The sequence below is a fragment of the Chryseobacterium sp. II3a genome (assembly GCF_057815135.1).
This window is the reverse complement of the sequence record NZ_JBYPZJ010000006.1, coordinates 141,214-159,433: the sequence shown is the minus strand read 5'-3', so window position 1 is coordinate 159,433 and position 18,220 is coordinate 141,214. Positions and strand designations below refer to the sequence as shown.

Annotated in this window: 13 protein-coding genes; 3 read left to right on the top strand and 10 right to left on the bottom strand. The window is 35.9% G+C overall.

Annotated elements, in window-relative coordinates; all coding sequences use genetic code 11:
* Positions 1 to 47: 47 nt before the first annotated feature.
* From AC3HD6_RS15625 to AC3HD6_RS15610, 4 genes are all read right to left on the bottom strand, one after another.
* Positions 48 to 2,099: a M13 family metallopeptidase gene (locus AC3HD6_RS15625; RefSeq protein ID WP_488897175.1), complete on the bottom strand. Its 2,052-nt coding sequence runs from the start codon at positions 2,097 to 2,099 to the stop codon at positions 48 to 50.
* 191 nt (positions 2,100 to 2,290) lie between these two features.
* Positions 2,291 to 4,348: a M13 family metallopeptidase gene (locus tag AC3HD6_RS15620; RefSeq protein ID WP_488897174.1), complete on the bottom strand. Its 2,058-nt coding sequence runs from the start codon at positions 4,346 to 4,348 to the stop codon at positions 2,291 to 2,293.
* Positions 4,349 to 4,647: 299 nt separating this feature from the next.
* Positions 4,648 to 8,046, bottom strand: coding sequence for a trifunctional glycoside hydrolase family 18/polysaccharide deacetylase/glycosyltransferase family 2 protein (locus tag AC3HD6_RS15615; RefSeq protein ID WP_488897173.1), 3,399 nt, complete (start codon positions 8,044 to 8,046; stop codon positions 4,648 to 4,650).
* 89 nt (positions 8,047 to 8,135) lie between these two features.
* Positions 8,136 to 9,386, bottom strand: coding sequence for a CinA family nicotinamide mononucleotide deamidase-related protein (locus tag AC3HD6_RS15610; RefSeq protein ID WP_488897172.1), 1,251 nt, complete (start codon positions 9,384 to 9,386; stop codon positions 8,136 to 8,138).
* A gap of 105 nt (positions 9,387 to 9,491) precedes the next feature.
* Here AC3HD6_RS15610 and AC3HD6_RS15605 point away from each other — a divergent pair, with 105 nt between their 5' ends.
* Positions 9,492 to 9,965, top strand: coding sequence for a DUF7832 domain-containing protein (locus tag AC3HD6_RS15605; protein ID WP_068941862.1), 474 nt, complete (start codon positions 9,492 to 9,494; stop codon positions 9,963 to 9,965).
* 196 nt (positions 9,966 to 10,161) lie between these two features.
* Here AC3HD6_RS15605 and AC3HD6_RS15600 read toward each other — a convergent pair whose 3' ends face one another.
* The 6 genes from AC3HD6_RS15600 to AC3HD6_RS15575 all read right to left on the bottom strand — a co-directional run bounded on the left by AC3HD6_RS15600 (position 10,162) and on the right by AC3HD6_RS15575 (position 15,344).
* Positions 10,162 to 10,704: a lipocalin family protein gene (locus tag AC3HD6_RS15600; protein ID WP_488897171.1), complete on the bottom strand. Its 543-nt coding sequence runs from the start codon at positions 10,702 to 10,704 to the stop codon at positions 10,162 to 10,164.
* Between the two features lie 74 nt (positions 10,705 to 10,778).
* Complete coding sequence (locus AC3HD6_RS15595; RefSeq protein WP_068941858.1) at positions 10,779 to 11,513, bottom strand: LytR/AlgR family response regulator transcription factor; 735 nt, start codon at positions 11,511 to 11,513, stop codon at positions 10,779 to 10,781.
* A gap of 84 nt (positions 11,514 to 11,597) precedes the next feature.
* The gene (locus AC3HD6_RS15590; RefSeq protein WP_488897170.1) at positions 11,598 to 12,014 is read right to left on the bottom strand and encodes a DUF6326 family protein; all 417 of its coding nucleotides are present in this window, start codon (positions 12,012 to 12,014) and stop codon (positions 11,598 to 11,600) included.
* Positions 12,011 to 12,727: a DUF4386 domain-containing protein gene (locus tag AC3HD6_RS15585; RefSeq protein ID WP_488897169.1), complete on the bottom strand. Its 717-nt coding sequence runs from the start codon at positions 12,725 to 12,727 to the stop codon at positions 12,011 to 12,013. The genes AC3HD6_RS15590 and AC3HD6_RS15585 overlap by 4 nt, the downstream gene beginning before the upstream one ends.
* Before the next feature lie 99 nt (positions 12,728 to 12,826).
* A complete protein-coding gene (locus AC3HD6_RS15580; RefSeq protein WP_488897168.1) occupies positions 12,827 to 13,552 on the bottom strand; it encodes a PA3715 family protein in 726 nt (241 codons plus the stop codon).
* A gap of 10 nt (positions 13,553 to 13,562) precedes the next feature.
* Positions 13,563 to 15,344, bottom strand: a complete 1,782-nt coding sequence (locus tag AC3HD6_RS15575) for a tetratricopeptide repeat-containing sensor histidine kinase (RefSeq protein WP_488897167.1) — start codon at positions 15,342 to 15,344, stop codon at positions 13,563 to 13,565.
* Between the two features lie 198 nt (positions 15,345 to 15,542).
* Here AC3HD6_RS15575 and AC3HD6_RS15570 point away from each other — a divergent pair, with 198 nt between their 5' ends.
* Both AC3HD6_RS15570 and AC3HD6_RS15565 read left to right on the top strand, forming a co-directional pair.
* Positions 15,543 to 17,297, top strand: coding sequence for an amidohydrolase family protein (locus AC3HD6_RS15570; RefSeq protein ID WP_488897166.1), 1,755 nt, complete (start codon positions 15,543 to 15,545; stop codon positions 17,295 to 17,297).
* A gap of 176 nt (positions 17,298 to 17,473) precedes the next feature.
* Entirely contained in the window at positions 17,474 to 18,148 is a 675-nt protein-coding gene (locus AC3HD6_RS15565; RefSeq protein ID WP_488897165.1) for an SIMPL domain-containing protein, read from the top strand.
* Positions 18,149 to 18,220: the final 72 nt, after the last annotated feature.

Sequence of the window (18,220 nt, the reverse complement as noted above, 5' to 3'; positions counted from 1 at the left end):
TATTACCTAATTAAAAAAACCGCTCATTGCTGAACGGTTTGTCTATTTTACCAGATTTTGATTCTTTCTTCCGGTGCTTTGTATAGTTTATCTCCTTTTTTCACATCGAACGCCTCATAAAATGAATCAATATTAATTAATGGGGCAAAACTTCTGAGATACCCTGGTGAGTGTTTATCAATTTTGATCTGAAGAAGAAGATATTTTTCAGGTGCTTTTGTTTTCCATACAGTAGCCCAGCCCATAAAAAACCGTTGGCTCTGAGTAAAACCACTGATCTTTCCTGGATTTCCTTTGTCTTTTAAATACATTTGAAGAGCATCATAGGCTACCGCTACTCCACCCAAATCTCCAATATTTTCACCATTCGTATGGATTCCGTTGATGAAAGATCCTTTTACCGGTTCATATTGGGAGTATTGTGCGGCAAGAGCTTTTGTTGCTTTCTCAAAATTGGCTTTATCTTCAGGCATCCACCAGTCTACTAGATTTCCGTCGCCATCAAACTGAGCTCCTGAATCATCAAATCCATGGCTTATTTCATGGCCGATGACTCCACCAATTCCTCCGAAATTAACAGCCGCATCAGCCTCAGGGTTAAAAAACGGTGGTTGGAGGATGGCTGCCGGAAATACAATTTCATTGTTCACCGCTCTGTAATACGCATTTACAGTCTGTGGAGTCATTCCCCATTCTGATCGGTCAACTGGTTTTCCTATTTTTTCCAACTTTTTACTATAGTTCCATACAGCAATATTCTGAAGATTGTTATACAATGAACTTCCCGGAATAATTTCTAAAGCTGAATAATCTTTCCATTGATCAGGATAGCCTACTTTTACACTAAATTTATTAAGCTTATCCATGGCTCTTTCTTTAGTGGCTGGTGACATCCATGTTAAATTTTTGATATGAACAGCAAAACTTTTCTTTAAATAATCAATAAGCTCAACCATTTGGGCTTTGGATGCTGCAGGAAAATATTTTTCAACATATAGCTTTCCAAAAGCTTCTCCTATATTTCTGTTAATTAATTCAAGGCCTCTTTTATTCAAGGCTCTCTGTTCTTTCTGCCCAAATAAGTATTTTCCAAAGAAATTAAAATTAATAGCATCCATCTTTTCACTTAAATAGGCCGCATTTCCATTAATTAGATGGAATTTCATATAATCTTTAACCACGGGAAGGTTTTTCTCATTGACTAACTTATCCAGATTTTTATAATAATTAAGTTCTCCAATAATCACTTTATCTGTATTTACTCCTACTTTTTTAAGATAAGCCGGAAGATCTATTCCTTTTACCAGATCCGAAAGCTCAGCCATAGTCTGTGGGTTGTATTGAAGTGTATTATCACGACTCTGTTCATTGGTGAGATAAGTTTTTGCAATACTTTTTTCATACTCTACCACCCCTTTTGCGGCTTCATCTGCATGAGTATATTCTAATTCTTTGAGTATTGAAGCAACATACTTTTGATATTCCGCAAGGGTTTCCGTATTCTTCTCATTGACTTTCTGATAATAGTCTCTTCCCCAAAGCCCTAAAGCCGGAACGCCTAAGTAAATAGCATTCATTTTAGAATTTTTACGATCTGCACTTACAGACCATATGTAAAAATTGTTTTCTCCCTCTCTTGTTACAGCAATCAAATAATTTTGAAGATCAGTAAGGTTTTTAATGGCATCAATTTTACTAAGCTTCTCCTGAATAGGCTTAATTCCATCAGCATTTCTCTTCTGCATATTCATATAAGAAGCATACAGATCCTGAATTTTTTTTCCTTCACTTCCGTCTGTAAATTTGTCTGTTAAAAGAGAATTCAGAATTGTCATAGAGTTGTTATCCGTATCTTCTGCGAGCTTATCAAAGCTTCCCCAAGCTGGTTTATCTGAAGGGACTTGAGCTGTTTTCATCCAGGTTCCGTTCACATAATTATAAAAATCATCTTGTGGACGTACTGAAGTATCCATTGCAGAAAGGTCTAGTCCTTTATCTACAATTCTTACTGCAGTTTTAATAGTTTTAGTCTGTGCATTCACCAAATTCTGAGTGCAGATCCCTGTGAGTAAGAATAGGGAAAGTATCAGTTTTCTCATAGTATTAACTTTATAACAAATAAGTACATATTGATTTACAATTCGTTACACTATTCACGAATAATTATTAATATTTCCCTTCGTTTTACTAAAAATTATACTAAAAGTTACAGTTAAAAATTTCTTTTTAATTCCTAAAATTTATTCCTTGAAAACAAAAAAACCGCTCATTGCTGAACGGTTTGTCTATTTTACCAGATTTTAATTCTTTCTTCCGGTGCTTTGTATAGTTTATCTCCTTTTTTCACATCGAACGCTTTGTAGAAGGCATCAACGTTGATTAGCGGACCAAAGCTTCTGAAGTAGCCTGGAGAGTGCGGGTCTGTCTTCACCTGGTTAACCATATATTTTTCACTTGATAAAGTTCTCCAAACGGTTGCCCAGCTTAGGAAGAATCTCTGATCCTGAGTAAATCCACTGATTTTTCCTGGGTTTCCTTTATCTTTTAAGTACATTTGAAGGGCATCATAAGCGATATTTACTCCCCCTAAGTCAGCAATGTTTTCCCCATTTGTGAAAGTACCGTTTACAAATGTTCCTTTTACAGGCTCATACTTGTCATATTGAGAAGCTAAAGCTTTTGTCGCTTTTTCGAAGTTAGCTTTATCTTCCGGAGTCCACCAGTCTACCAAGTTACCATCTGCATCAAACTGAGCTCCTGAATCATCGAATCCGTGGCTCATTTCGTGACCGATAACAGCACCAATTCCTCCAAAGTTTACAGCTGCATCAGCTTTAGGGTTGAAGAATGGTGGCTGAAGAATTGCTGCAGGGAATACGATTTCGTTATATACCGGGTTGTAATAAGCATTTACAGTCTGTGGAGTCATTCCCCATTCTGTTTTATCAACTGGTTTTCCAACTTTAGCTAATTCTCTGTTGTATTGCCATTCTCCAATGTTCTGAAGGTTTTTGTATAACGTACCTCCTTTAGCTTCAGAAAGAATCTCTAATTTTGAATAGTCTTTCCATTTATCTGGGTAAGCCACTTTTACAGTGAATTTGTTCAACTTCTTAAGAGCTTTTTCCTTAGTAGTAGAAGACATCCATGCTAAATTATTGATATGAACTACAAAGCTTTTCTTTAAGTAGTCGATCAATTCTACCATTTGAGCTTTAGCTTCTGCCGGGAAGTATTTTTCAACGTATAGTTTACCAAAAGCTTCTCCTAAGTTTCCATTGATTAATTCATACCCTCTTTTGTTCAAAGCTCTTTGCTCCTGCTGACCTCTTAGGTATTTACCATAGAATGCAAACTTCATATCTCCTAGTTTTTCACTTAGATAAGAAGCCGTTCCGCTGATCATGTGGAATTTCAGATAATCTTTAATTACAGGAAGATTCTGTGCATTGACCAGTTTATCGAAATTTTTATAGTAATTCAATTCTCCGATAATTACTTTATCTGTATTTACTCCAACTTTTTTAAGATAAGCAGGAATATCAACTCCTTTTACCAAAGCTGAAAGTTCAGCCATAGTCTTAGGGTTATACTGAAGGGTATTATCACGGCTTTGCTCATTAGTTAAAAGCGTTTGTGCAATACTTTTTTCATAGTTTACGATCCCTTTTGCTGCTTCATCAGCATTTTTATATCCTAATTCTTTCAGCATGGAAGCTACATATTTCTGATATTCAGCAATAGCTTCTGTATTTTTTTCATTTACTTTCTGGTAATAGTCTCTTCCTAATCCAAGAGAAGCATCTCCTAAGTAAACAGCATTCATATTAGAATCCTTCAAGTCAGCGTATACTCCCCATCCGTAGAAAATATTTTCACCTTCTCTTGTTACAGAAATAAGATAGTTCTGAAGGTCAGCCATATTTTTGATTGCATCAATTTTATTCAGATTTTCCTGAATAGGCTTAATTCCGTCAGCATTTCTCTTCTGCATATTCATATAAGATGCATATAGATCCTGGATCTTTTTACCTTCACTTCCGTCTGTAAACTTATCTTTCAAAAGAGAGTTCAGGATGGTCATGGAATTGTTATCCGTATCCTCAGCCAATTTATTAAAGCTTCCCCAAGTTGCTTTATCAGATGGGATTTTTGCTGTTTTCATCCATGTTCCACTCACATAATTATAAAAATCATCCTGTGGGCGTACTGAAGTGTCCATTAAGCTAAGGTCTAAACCTTTATCTGTATTGTTTACTGCTACTTTAGCAGCTGTGCCTTGTGCACTCATCGTGTTTTGAGAGCAGATCCCTGCTATTAGAAACAAAGAAAGCGTTAGTTTTTTCATTATGATAACAATTTATACAATATGTATGATTTATTTCTTATTTGTTACTTTTTTGTGAAACAAATTTAAACAAATACAATCAGAGCGCGATAAGAATTTATAAATTGGATAGGCCTGAAGCTAGATGTTGGAAGCTGGAAGTTATAAAAACCATAAAGAATAACTACTCTATTTCTTTATCTTCTTTCAAGTGGTTTAGAGCAACATTCAGTAATATTACAACTAAAAGTACCTTCTAACTTCCAACTTCCAGCTTCCAACCTCTATCCTCCAGCTCCTATCTTCCAGCCTCTAACCTTTTAAGTCGTTGCTATCTCTTTTACATTTCCTGTACGTTTCAGGAATCCCCAAGACTGCATTTCGCCTTTCAATGCTTTTCTTAAACTTTTAAATAATACGATATACATCAGCCATCTATACCCGAATCTTTGCGGAATGATATAGAGCAGATTCACTAGTTTTTCCCGTTGCATAATAAATGCTATTAAGGCAAGGGATGCGTCCACCAAAAGAAAGATCAGATAATAGCTGAATATCTTCCCCCCGTTTCCTGATAAAATTCCTAAGAACATGATCACATCTGCCAATGGTGAGAAAAATGGAATGATATATTGGAACAGTAAAATATTCGGCATTGCCCAAAGTCCTAATCCTTTGTATTTAGGATTAAGGAAAGTTTGTCTTTGTTTCCAGAACATCTGCATGATTCCGTAGGTCCAGCGGAAACGTTGTTTAAGGAACTGTCTTACCGTTTCCGGAGCTTCCGTTACAGCAACAGCTCTGTTTTCATTGGCGACGGTATATCCGGCTTTTAAAATTTTCACGGTAATATCACAGTCTTCAGCCAGTGTATCAGAAGAATATCCTCCTGCTTCAAGAATCACAGATCTATTAAACGCTCCAATGGCTCCAGGAATAACAGTAATTGCATTAATATTGGCGTACGCCAGTCTGTCAAAATTCTGGCTTGTAGTATATTCTATTGCCTGCCATTTGGTCAGCCAGTTTACGGTATTCCCTACTTTTACATTTCCTGCTACTGCGGCTATTTTCTCTTCAGAGCCGGCATTCAGGAATCTTGCGATCAGATATTTCACAGCATCCTGCTGCAGTTTGGTGTCTGCATCTATACAAACTACATATTCAGCATCCGTCTGTGATATTCCAAAGTTTAAGGCTGTAGCTTTTCCACCATTCGTTTTGGTGAATATTTCTAATTTCGGATGATCCGGAAATGCTTCTTTAGCTTTTTTATACGTTGAATCTTTACTTCCATCATCTACCATGATGATGTTAAAGTTCGGATAGGTTTGCTTTAAAAGGTTATTCAAAGAAGAAACAATATTCACTTCTTCATTGTAAGCCGGTACAATGATGGAAACCTTTGGATAAGATTCAAGGATTGGAAACTCACTTAGCTTTTTCTCTTTTTTTCTTTCTTTAAAAGCCCAGTAAGCCATTAATAATAATCTTATCAACCCCAACACAATGAAAATAGTAAACAAGGCAACCAAAAAGTGGCTTACTCCATAGATGATGGTTGCCAGCACCAGATTAAGCTGCATGATATAATAAGCTCTGGTTTTAGGAACTTCAGGCATCAGCTCGCTTTTGCTCTTGTGTAGAATACTGGTAAGATTGGTAAAATGATAGCCTTGTTTTTGAAGGCTTGGAATCAAAATCTTCAACGCTTTTACGGTTTCTTCTCTGGTATCACCACCAGCATCGTGAAGCAATATGATATTCCCTCTCTCCTGCTTAATCCCAGCCATTACCCGTTTTACAATTTCATCTGCTTTTATTCCTGGCTGCCAGTCTTCAGGGTCAATATTTTCCCCGATATCCAGGTAATTTTGCTGTCTTGCCAATGCTACCGGAATAATCTCTTCTGAAGTAGTGGGCTCAGAGTCTGCGTTATAAGGAGCACGGAAAAGAATTGTACTGTGTCCTGTTATACATTCTATCAGTAGTCTGGTCAGTTTCATTTCAAGTAAAGCTCTTTCCGGACTTACTTTCGCCACATTTTCGTGGGTAAAGGTGTGATTTCCTATTTCGTGGCCTTCACGATAGATTCTTTTAACCAGCGGAAGGTTCTTTTCTGCATTTAAACCTACCAAAAAGAAGGCGGCCGGAACATGGTATTTGGACAATATATCTAATACCTGAGGAGTATAAGTTTCATCCGGTCCGTCATCAAATGTCAATACTAATTCTTTCTGTGGAGCACTTCCATATTTTTTTACTTCATAAGAACTTGGATAGGTAATATAGTTCTCATCGGTAATAATTTTCTCTTTCGGATCTACCTCCAAAGCGATTTTCCCATCATGAGGAGTATTCAGAACATCCAATACTTCTCCATCTCCAATGTAATCTACCATGGTCTGTCCTTTTACATTTTCCAGCGTTTTCAAATTCAACTTAGAAAGTCCGGCAAATGTAAGATCCTTATCATAGTAATTCCAGACTCTGCTGTCTTCGCTTCCTAATCTCCACAATGCTGTTCCGGCCAACGGATATTCCGATGCAAAACGCATAGTATTAAAAATAGATGCTGCATCATTGAAAAATACGGTATGGGTATTATTCTTGGAATCTGTATAAGAATAATTCAGATTAAAGGTATTATCATTAAAATCTATAACCGCTTTACTGGCACTTGCTTTAGTGATCGCTTGCATGTACGTTACGGAAGTATTGTCATCTTTGTTGGAACTCCAGTCATATCCATACGCTCCCAGTCCAAGAATGATTTTATGAGGAGAAGTTTGTTTAATAATTTTACCCGTCTGAGCTTCGATCCATTTCTGTGAAGAAACAGGCCCGGCATCACTGCCTGCTGAATATTCATCATAAGCCATCAACACAAAATAGTCTACATACGGATCGAGTCTAGGGATATTGTAATCATCATTATCCGTCATAATATCCATTGTTACCAGTAATTGATTCTGTTTGAATGTTTCTGAAAGCTCTTTCATGAAAGCAATCAGATTTTCATCAGAATTAAGGTTCATATCTTCAAAGTCAATATTAATACCTTTGAAATGATATTTGAGACATTGCTGGGTAAGCTTTTGGATAAGAGCAGTTCTTTTCTTCGGATCATTCAAAACTTTTCCCAGTCCTTCAGCACGGAATTCCTGATTAGAATTATTACTAAGAATAGGCATAGCTGCCACTCCTGTTCTTTTGATAATTTTATATCCTTCCGGGTCAACATTAGTCTTCAAGTCTCCTGTTTTAGGATCAAGGAAAAACCATTCCGGGAAAACCAGATTGACATGTTTGATATTTCGTTTCAAAGACATTAAAGACTGCGGGTCCCATGCTACATAAAATGCAGAACGAATTCCTCCAGGAAACTGAGCCCAGTTTCTATTTTGATTTTTATATCGTTCTGCTCTCGCTTTTTCGATCTTAGCAAGATTGGTATGAATATTTTTTTCAGAAATAAAACTTCTGAAACCTTTATATTCTTTAGAAATTTTATTCTCCTGAAGGTAAGGTTTATTGGCCGTAATAACAGCTTTATAATCTTCTTTGAAAGGAATTTTTGGACTTTTGTCCAGGGTCATCATCAGGCCTAACGCTAGCAGAAGGAGCGCCGCAACAAAAATAAAGATACGGCTGCCCCATTGTACACTTTTCCAGCGTTTCTTGTTGTTGGTCTGAAAAATCTGTTTGGAATTTTCCACGATTTTAAAATTTTAATGAATGATGCTCAAAAAGTGTGAAAAACCCTTCAAAAATTCATTAAAAAAAAATTAAAAAATCAGTCTTATGTTTATTGATTTATTAAAAGTCCTACAAGGTCTTGAATCACTTTTTGGGAAACAAAATTCATAAAATCAACTCTTTCCAGATGAGGCATATATAATTTTGAAGTAACTTCCTGATTATTGATCCGTATCGTATAAAAAACCGTTCCTATATCTTTACCATCTTCCCCTTTTGCCGGGCCTGCCACTCCAGTAGTAGAAAGGGAAATATGAGTATCAAACAACTCCTGGCATCCTTTTGCCATTTCCTGTGCCACCTGCTCACTAACTACGGTAAACTGATCTACCGTTTCTCTGGAAACATTTAAAATTTTTATTTTTTTCTCCGTGGCATAGGCAACCATTCCACCCAAAAAGTATCTTGAACTTCCGCCAACTGAAGTAATCATTTTCGCCAATTCTCCTCCAGTACAGCTTTCTGCAGTTGAAATAGTCAGTTTTCTCTCGGTAAGAATTTCTGCCAGGATATTTTCAATTTTATCTTCAGATGTAGCAATTACATTCTCCTTTATGAGCGGAAGTAATTTTTGAATTTCATCTTCTGTCTGTTGTTTTAAAGCTTCTTCATTTTCTCCTGATGCTGTTAATCTCAACTTAACCCGGGTTCCCACCGGAAGATAAGACAAGGAAATATTTTCAGGAAGGGCAAGCTCCCAATCTTCAATAGTATCGGCAAGAATACTCTCTGGAATCCCTACCACAGAAACAATTCTTGAATGGATGTAATTAAGATTGAATTTCTCTTGTAAATAAGGAATAATCTGGTCTTTAATCAATGGTTTTACCTCATAAGGAACACCTGGCAAACTGTAACTCAGCTTTCCATTCAGTTCCATCATCATGCATGGTGCTGTACCAAAATGGTTTTGAAAAACAATAGATTTTGTAGGAACAAAGGCCTGCTCTTTATTTCTTTCCAGGATATCTGTCCGTCCTCGTCTTTCCATATATCCTTTAAGATGATTAAAAGTAACTTCATCAAGAGCGATTTCATCATTGAAAAACTCTGCAAGTGCCTTTTTTGTTTTATCATCTCTTGTAGGTCCCAGCCCTCCGGTGGTAATGACCAGATCCCCCAATTCAAAAGCTGTACTTAATGTATTTTTAATCGTTTCAATTTCGTCTGAAATCGTAAAGATCTGTACAACCTTTATTCCAATATTCTTTAGTTCAGTAGCAATAAAATTGGAGTTTGTATCTATTGTATTTCCAGAAAGGATTTCGTCACCAATAGTGATGAGGATTGCTTTTTCCATATATGAGATTCTTGAAAAAAAATTCTCCTGCAAATGACGGAAAAATATGCGGCTGCGACAATATAAATTGATTTTTTCTATTTTTGACGGAAATTAGTTAAAGTTATGTCTAAATATGATGATGCCTCATGGCATTATGGCGGTGATTTTCCTGAAGGACTTCCTCAGAAAAACGGAGCAACACACACTGGTATGTTCCTAAATTGGTGCATCCATAATGATCTGATCTCTGATGAATTGAAGGAAGATAATGAAGAGGAAATTGAAAAAGTAAAACGAAGAGAAATTACAGGCGCTGAATTTATCATGGATTCTTGTGACGGAAAATTCTCGGAATATGATCTGAATGATCTTGGAAACAGCTTTGCAAAAGATTATTACGCAGATGATACCGATTTTGGAAACAGATACAGTTCTTTTGCAGATGATTACGTAAATCTTTTTGATACCAAGGCAGAAGAAAACGATTATGAATATGAAACCTTCTATCACATTGAAGATACTTATGAAAATTATGATCTGATGAAGCAGGTCATTGATTATCGTTTTGAAGAATGGAAGGAATATATTAAAGGATAAAAGATAAAGTGCATATTTAATTATTATATTCTGTCATCCTGAATGTAATGGATTGAAATGAAGAATCTAAGTCATACATGTGATTCTTCTTCGTCAGAAATCCAAGATTCGACGTAGTCAATGACATTGATAATGACTATATATTTCTAAAAATAAAAGGCAAATCTGCAATAGTATGATTTGCCTTTCTACTTTCCTATTGATTATGGTTTACCCAGATCAACTCATCCGTATTATAGCCAATCTTTCTGGCTTTTTCAATGAAACGTTGTCTGATGCTTTCCGGGATGGTAGTGGTTCTGGAGAGGATCCACAGATATTTTAGGCTGCTTCCTGCTACCAGAGCATATTGATAATCTTCATCAATGTCAATGACATTATAACCGGCCCATATGGGTTTAAAAAAAGATACTTTAAGCCGGGCTTCAGTGGAATCTTTAACAAATTTAGCTTCCCCAATAGACTCATTCCATACTTTTTTGATATAATCATACCCTTTATTTCTAACCTGAATACTCCCATTAGAATTTTCTGAATATTCTGCAGTGACGTTATTCATGTTTTTCTCAAATCTATAATCAAAACGGGCAATTTCGTACCATCTTCCGAGATATTTTTTAACATCAAAATTCTTTACTGCCACCGCTCCCCTCGGAATTCCTACAGAATATGAATGAAAAGCAATATAGGCTAAAGCTCCCAATGAAACGGGAAGAATTATTTTGTGAAAGGTTTTCATAACAGAAATATTTTGTGTGATTCTGATAAAAACGTCAAAAATAGTGCCTTTGGGTTGTTAAGGAACGATAAATTCTAGGAAAAGACCTTCAGAAAATTATCTTTAAAGCTTCCTGAAACCTCAATTTCAGTATCGTCAGCCAGCATCACTGTTCCGCTTTTATGGTAAGATTTAACGAAAGATGTATTGATGATATGAGAACGGTGAACTCTTACAAAAGGATTTTCCAAAAGATCATCAAAATGTTTCAAAAATCGGCATACCATTTTTTTTGAACCATCCGTAAGATACACCTGAGTAAAGTTTCCGTCTGCCTGAAGTCTTACAATATCCTCTGTTTTCACCACATCAAAACCTTGTAAAGTAGGAAGAATAAGCTGTTGTTTTTCGGGTTTTAATTTCAAATTTTCCAATAGAATTTTATTCCGGTTCAGCTCTTCTTTTTTTTCAAGGCTCTCAACTACTTTATTTACGGCCAGAATGAGTTCCTGAATGTCAATTGGTTTCAGAATATAATAACTTGCAGATTTATTTAAAGCCTGTAAAGAATACTGTGAAAATGCAGTAATAAAAATAGTCTCATAGGAAAATTCTTTCGTAGCTTCCAATACATCAAAAGCGTTCCCGAAAGGCATTTCTACATCTAAAAAAACCAATTGGGGTTGTTTCTCTGCAATCAGGGGTACAGCTTCTTTAATATTTTCCGCTTCACCCAGAATTTCTACCTGCGGGCAGTATTTAGTAAGATAGCTTCTCAATACTTCTCTTGCTATCAATTCATCATCTACGATTACAGCTTTAATCTTCATTGGATTTAAATATTAGGTTGCAGGTATAGGTTGCAGATGCAAATTAGGAATATTTGATCAACCCCGCAATCTTCCTAATGCAACTCATATTCTTTTCCATTTCCAGGCATATATTACAATCAATATCGTGATGATGCATTCCACTGCTGCAAGAAAAACATAGAATAGATACCATTCTGAAAACGATGAAATGCCAATAAGTAGCATCACCACAGTGAAAAAGATTCCGAAAGCAATATTGAGCATCCTGTTGATAGCAGGTTTCAGAATAAGGGAAAGAAATACCATGACGGCTGGTATTGCCAGGGCTACCGCAGCTATTAATAAATTCAATGGAGTATTCAATAGATTATGCCCATCCACAAGCCCCTGAGTTTTCCCGGGAGTATATAACTCGAAGTAATCGCCGTATAAATAACATAATGTAACAGAGGTCCAGAGGCCGGCAAGTATAACCTTAACATTTACCGGAGTGTCTTCTAATTGGATAGAATTATTCATGATATATTAGTTTTATGAATATTATTAACAGATTTATTTTTCACTCCTGCAACCAGTAACCACAGACACATTCCTATTTCACCTATTGAAGCGGGCAATGTGATATATCCTGATATTGCATACTCCGAAAAATCAGAAATCATAGTTCTTCCAAGAACATTCATGATATAACCCAAACAGCCCAGCATTAAAAAAACACCTAAGATTTTGGGTAAAAAACCGGATCTGTACACTAAATAACCGAAGGGAAATAACCAAAGACCCCAGAAAACCTGAACAATTAAAATTCCTTTATTATAATTACTCAGCAGAAGCATCACCTGAGCCTGTAACTGTTTGGCATCAAATACTTTTAAATAATCAGCCCCCTCAACAAGGGTAAGTACAGAAAACTTACTTTGAAGATTAATAAATGAAATAGGAACGCTTATGATCGCAAAAATCATCATCAATCTTGCTGCATTTTTATGAGTTTCTTTTAACAACTGATACAAAACCAAAGGGAGTAATGCAAAAGCAATATAGCAAAGCATACTGCTTGCAATACCCGACCTGAATAGAGAAGCGGATGAAGAAATATGACGAAAAGTAAGTCCCGGATCTTCCCATACAATAAGCTGTGAGGGTACATACATTAGGCTGTAAAAGCCGGTGATGATGACAACAAGATAAATAAATCCTGCTAATCGCGCTGTTTTATTGTTGATATTCATCTGATTAGTTTTATACTAATAAGACAATATTTATATCATTGTGGTTACACTAAAAAGTAATTATAATAAAAAATTTCTTTAGAATACCATTTTGGAAAACTACTGATATTTTCCGTTTTTGAATTTCAGTGTTTTATAGAATGTTTTTGAAGTTTTTTTTTCTTCACATTCTCCTTTTATTTCTTTGTTTATGGAAGTTACAGAAATGGTCTTAATTGTAAGATCTGTAAAATTATTCGTTTTGGATGCATCCATCATGATGTAAGAGTGATCATCTTTAAACTCACCGTTGCATCGGGTATCCCACTCCCCTGTTGTAGAATTTAATTCAAACTGATCAAGAACTTTTTTCAGGGTTTTCCCTTCCGGATAATACATTGATATGGTACCGGAAGCATAAGGGTTGGGCTTACTGCTTCCTACAAAATCTGCTTTTACTCCAAAAGCACGAACATTCGGGCTGATATTATACAGTCCGGTATCAATGGCAAAGCTTCTTAGGGTTATAGCATCAGAATTCAATTCCGTAGGATCAAGATATTTGTTCTTTATGATTCCTTTGCTGTCTGTGATTAAAATATAGTTCTTGACTGTAAAAACATACTCTTCTTCCTCTTGGCTCACAACCACTGGAATGACTGAAATATAAGAGTCTTCAACATTAGGCATTTTCTTTTCAGTACAAAGCTCTTCTTTGATCTTGGTTTTATCCAGTTTCAGGCTTTTAAGAATATGAGTCAGTCTGACACTGTCAATATCCTGGGCAGTTACCATTCCCGAAAACAAACTAACCATCAAAGTGAATAGAAATATATTTTTTTTCATGGTATTGTTTTTATGCCAGATTAATCTGAATAGTGACTAAAACCCCGCTATGATTTTCCTTATCTTTTACAGAACAGGCAATATCTTTTTTATACAGATCATTCAATAGCTGAATTCGTTCCAGGGTATTTTTCATTCCTCTCCCTTCACGGGTTTTCTGATGGTGGGTTTTCTGTTTTCTACTTTCCTCAATTCCTATTCCGTTGTCTTCAATAATGATCTTTAGATATTTATCCCTTTTCTCAAAGTTTAATTTTAAAAAGCCTTTGTCTGTTCTGTAACGCAGTCCGTGCCAGATGGCATTTTCAAGGAACGGCTGTACCAGCATTCCCGGAACCTGCAAACTTTGAAGATTCAGGCTTTCATCTACCTCAATTTCATAATCAAATTTATCTGCAAAACGTGTTTTCTCCAGCGCCAGATAGTTTTGCAGAAGATCCAGCTCCTGTTGAAAAGGAATAAAATCATTGGTAGAGTTTTCCATAACCCCTCTCATCAGTTTGGAGAACTTAGTCAGATATTGATTAGCTTCCAACTCATTATTGGTGGCAATGAAGTGATTGACACTATTCAGACTGTTAAAAATAAAGTGGGGATTCATCTCCCGTCTGAGAGACTGAAGGGCTATTTTTTTATTCTTAACCTGGACTTTCTTCAGGGTTCTGAAAATAAAAATAATGAGACCGGTCAACAAAATCAAAGCTCCGATCAACCCATAATTAAAGATATTTTTCTTACGGATAAGTTCATCTTTTAGTTCTTTCTCCTTTTCAAGCTGAGAAATTCTCTGTTCCGTATCTTCCAGTATCTTATTATCTACCAGACTTCTGTCTTTGGAAACCAGATTAGGAAGTTTCCCAAGAAAATCTCTGTACAGTTGAACAGAAGCATCAACATTTCCTGAAATAGCATATAAACTGTCCAGTTTCTTCACACTCTTCTGAGCTTCCAGCGTATGGCCTTTATCCAAAGCAATTCCATATGCATTTTTCAAAAGATCTACGGCTTCTTTAGGATCATTCTTTTTAATATAAATATCGGCCAGTTCCTGAATCTGATTAACTTTTTCCTGAGAATTATCCTTTACAAAATCTTCCTTTAAAACCTTTTTTTTGGCTTCAATCGCTTTATCAAAGTTTTTATTTTCAACATAAAGATTGGCCAGCTTCTGATTAATTTCCAGTGCTTGCTGAGGAGCTTCTTTTTTAGAAATTTTATAGGCTGCATTAAGGTTTTCTTCAGCTTTGGCAACATCTTTCTGCTGGATATTGATATCTGCCAATTGGCTGTAGCCTATTGCAACATCAGCCTGCTCATTCTCCTTTTTGCTTAAATTAATATTATTCTGAATGGCCTCTGCTTTCACTTCAGGTGCCGGAGAAGAAAGCCTTGCTGCATCATTTGAATTAACGGCCCTGCTTTTTGTACTATAAGACATCTCTGCCGCCATATTGTAATTACTGATAGCCGGGGTAATTTTATTTTGTTTTTCCTGAGATTGGGCTAATCTTCGGGTAACGATTTCCAGATTTTTCTTATCATTTAGATTCTGATAAAGATTTTTAGCTTTAATCAGATACTCTTCACTTTTGGCATAATTTCCCTGGCTGTAATAATCATTAGCCATCCCAACATAAGCATCAGCAACCCCTTTATTGTCATTTTTATCTACTGCTCTCTTCAATTTCGCGACAGCTTTCACTGCCTGCGAAACCTTCGTAGTGTCCTGTGCTGAGAAGTAATTCCCCATCATCAATATTGAAATAAACAGTATTTTAAAAACTAATTTCACGGATTTTAAATCTTTAGTGCAAAGTAAGTAAAACTTTATCGATCAGCTTCTATCCTTCACCAAGTCAAAATATAATTTCACCAAGTTTGCATTTCTCTATATTTACCTGGTAACCAACTGCATTTTAAAAACCGTTTACAATTTTTGATTCTATCGAATAAGGCTTTATGTATATTTGTACTTCACTTAAAAGAGATCATGAAAAAATTTCAGTTCCTATTGGCTTTGGTTTGTTGCTTTGGTGGTATCAAAGCACAGACTTATATTCAAAATGTTAACATAGCTGATGTTATCCATAAAAAAATGATTCCTAACCAAACAGTGATCATTACTGATGGCGTCATTACTGCTATTAAATCCAATAAACAGGTAAAAATCCCTCAAAACTCGCATATTATCAATGGTAAAGGAAAATATCTCATTCCCGGAATGACTGATTCGCATATCCATTTTTTTCAGAGTGGTGGATTGTATACAAGACCCGATGCACTTAATCTGAAAAAACATGTTCCCTATGAGCAGGAAATCAGCTGGGCACATCATCATATGGAGAATTTCCTTCAATATTATTTGCGGTCAGGAATTACTTCTGTAATTGATCCCGGGGCTACCTATAATTTTCTTACACTCCGGGACTCCTTAAAAAAGAAAGAGGACCTTCCTTCTGTATATATGTCAGGCCCTCTTATCACGACATATGAACCGGAAGCTTTTAAAAATCTTGATAAAGACGAACCTTTTAAACTGGCACTAACTGTTGAAGATGCAAAAAAGTATGTTCAGGAACAGCTTCCATATAAGCCTGACTTTATCAAAATATGGTACATTATATTGGAAAAAGATCCTCAAAAAGCAAAAGAGCAGACTAAAAAGCTCGAGCCTGTGATTAAGACCATTATTGAGGAATCCCATAAGAACAATTTAAAAGTTGCTGTTCATGCCACAGAACGCTTTACAGCCGAAACAGCAGTTCTGAACGGAGCCGATTATCTGGTTCATAATATCGAAGATGAAATAGTTTCTGATGATTTTATAAAACTTTTAAAATCCAGAAAAATCGTCCTTTGTCCTACCCTGACTGTATCTGACAACTATTATGATACCTATGGCCAAAAGAAGCATTACAACACCTATGAACTGGAAAACTCCAATCCGAAAAGTATTGGTTCAATCTACGATCTGAAGCATCTGGAAGAGACTGCTGATTCAACATGGATTAAAAAATATAAGGTAAGATTTAATTCACAACAGATGAAAACTTATGTTTCCAAAGTGGATTCTATCCGGGAGGTCAATTTAAAAAGGCTTGCAGATGGAGGGGTAACGATTGCAGCCGGTACAGATGCAGGAAATATAGGAACCCAGCATGCCTCTTCTTTTATGAGTGAACTCAATGCAATGAAAGAAAGTGGGCTGAGCAACTGGCAGATTCTGCAGTCAGCCACAATAAACCCGGCAAAAATCCTTAATAAAGAGGCGCAATATGGCAGTATTGAAACTGGAAAAACCGCGGATCTTGTTCTTCTTAGTGCCGATCCCATTGAAGATCTGAACAATTTAACCAAAATTGAAACTGTTATCAAGAACGGCAAGACGTTCGATCCTCATAAAATACTGAAGATTACCCCTGAGATACTTGTACAGCAGCAGGTAAATGGCTATAATGCACGAAATATAGATGCTTTTCTTGAACCCTATGCGGAAGATGTTGAAATCTATTCATTTCCCAATACTTTGCGAAGTAAAGGTAAAGAAAGTATGAGAAAAACATATGAAGCACTATTTAAAAAGGTACCGGACCTGCATTGTGAGATAAAACAGAGAATCATTAATCATAATACGGTTATTGACAAGGAAAGTGTTTCCGGAATAAAACCTGGTCAGAAGATAGAAGCTACTGCGATTTATGAAATTAAAGACCATAAAATTTCAAAGGTATATTTCCTTTATTAACTATTATCTTTCCCCGTTTACGAATATAAAATATACTTTATAAAAGACAGTTTCTATATGAACTGTCTTTTTTTATGTATCCACCAAGTGAAAGCCTTCTTCCACCAAGTCTTCCAATTTCCGGCTCCAGATCTGCCTAATTTTACATCAGAATTTAAAAGTAAAAACAAGAAATTATGAAATTGAAACATTTTTTATTAATCGGAATTGTAACGCTGGGAAGTTTTGTAAACGCTCAGGAAGTAAAGAAAAACGGAATTGAAGTAACAGGTGTTGCTGAAATGGAAATAGAACCGGATGAAGTGATCTTCAACATCGGAATAAAAGCAGATAACAAAAACGATCTTGCAGACAATGAAAAGAAGATGTTCGATATTCTGAAGAATGCAGGAGTAAAGAATGAGGATATCAAATTCAAGTCGATGTACCAAAACATTTATGCCAAAAACGGGAAGTTTTCTAAGAGCTATGAGTTTAAAGCCAGTGCAAAATCAAACCTGAGCAAAGTATTTGAAGACCTGAACCAGAAATGGGTAAGCAATCTAAGCATCTCAGAAGTAAAAAACACCAAGATTGCAGATTTCAGAAAAGCTGTAAAGATTAATGCTTTAAAAGCAGCGAAAGAAAAGGCAGATTATCTGTTGGAAAGCATGGGCAAAAAAGTGGGTAATGTTCTTGAAATTGTAGAGATTGAAGATTATACCAGCGACACAGTGATGCCGGTTGCCTACAAAAGCAGAATGAATAATGTACAGCTTGAAATGGCAGATGCTCCGGTAGATTTTTCTTTTGATAATATCGAAAACATCAAACTGAAATACAGTATCAAAACGAGATACGAAATCCTTTAACATAACAGATTTAAAAGAGGCTGCCACATTGTTGGCAGCCTCTTGTTTTTTGCCACTAATACACTAATAATC

Coding starts and splice junctions, on each gene's coding strand:
- AC3HD6_RS15565 (WP_488897165.1), top strand. CDS start 17,474: ATGAAATTGAAACATTTTTTATTAATCGGAATTGTAACGCTGGGAAGT.
- AC3HD6_RS15595 (WP_068941858.1), bottom strand. CDS start 11,513: ATGAAGATTAAAGCTGTAATCGTAGATGATGAATTGATAGCAAGAGAA.
- AC3HD6_RS15570 (WP_488897166.1), top strand. CDS start 15,543: ATGAAAAAATTTCAGTTCCTATTGGCTTTGGTTTGTTGCTTTGGTGGT.
- AC3HD6_RS15580 (WP_488897168.1), bottom strand. CDS start 13,552: ATGAAAAAAAATATATTTCTATTCACTTTGATGGTTAGTTTGTTTTCG.
- AC3HD6_RS15600 (WP_488897171.1), bottom strand. CDS start 10,704: ATGAAAACCTTTCACAAAATAATTCTTCCCGTTTCATTGGGAGCTTTA.
- AC3HD6_RS15620 (WP_488897174.1), bottom strand. CDS start 4,348: ATGAAAAAACTAACGCTTTCTTTGTTTCTAATAGCAGGGATCTGCTCT.
- AC3HD6_RS15610 (WP_488897172.1), bottom strand. CDS start 9,386: ATGGAAAAAGCAATCCTCATCACTATTGGTGACGAAATCCTTTCTGGA.
- AC3HD6_RS15585 (WP_488897169.1), bottom strand. CDS start 12,727: ATGAATATCAACAATAAAACAGCGCGATTAGCAGGATTTATTTATCTT.
- AC3HD6_RS15590 (WP_488897170.1), bottom strand. CDS start 12,014: ATGAATAATTCTATCCAATTAGAAGACACTCCGGTAAATGTTAAGGTT.
- AC3HD6_RS15605 (WP_068941862.1), top strand. CDS start 9,492: ATGTCTAAATATGATGATGCCTCATGGCATTATGGCGGTGATTTTCCT.
- AC3HD6_RS15625 (WP_488897175.1), bottom strand. CDS start 2,099: ATGAGAAAACTGATACTTTCCCTATTCTTACTCACAGGGATCTGCACT.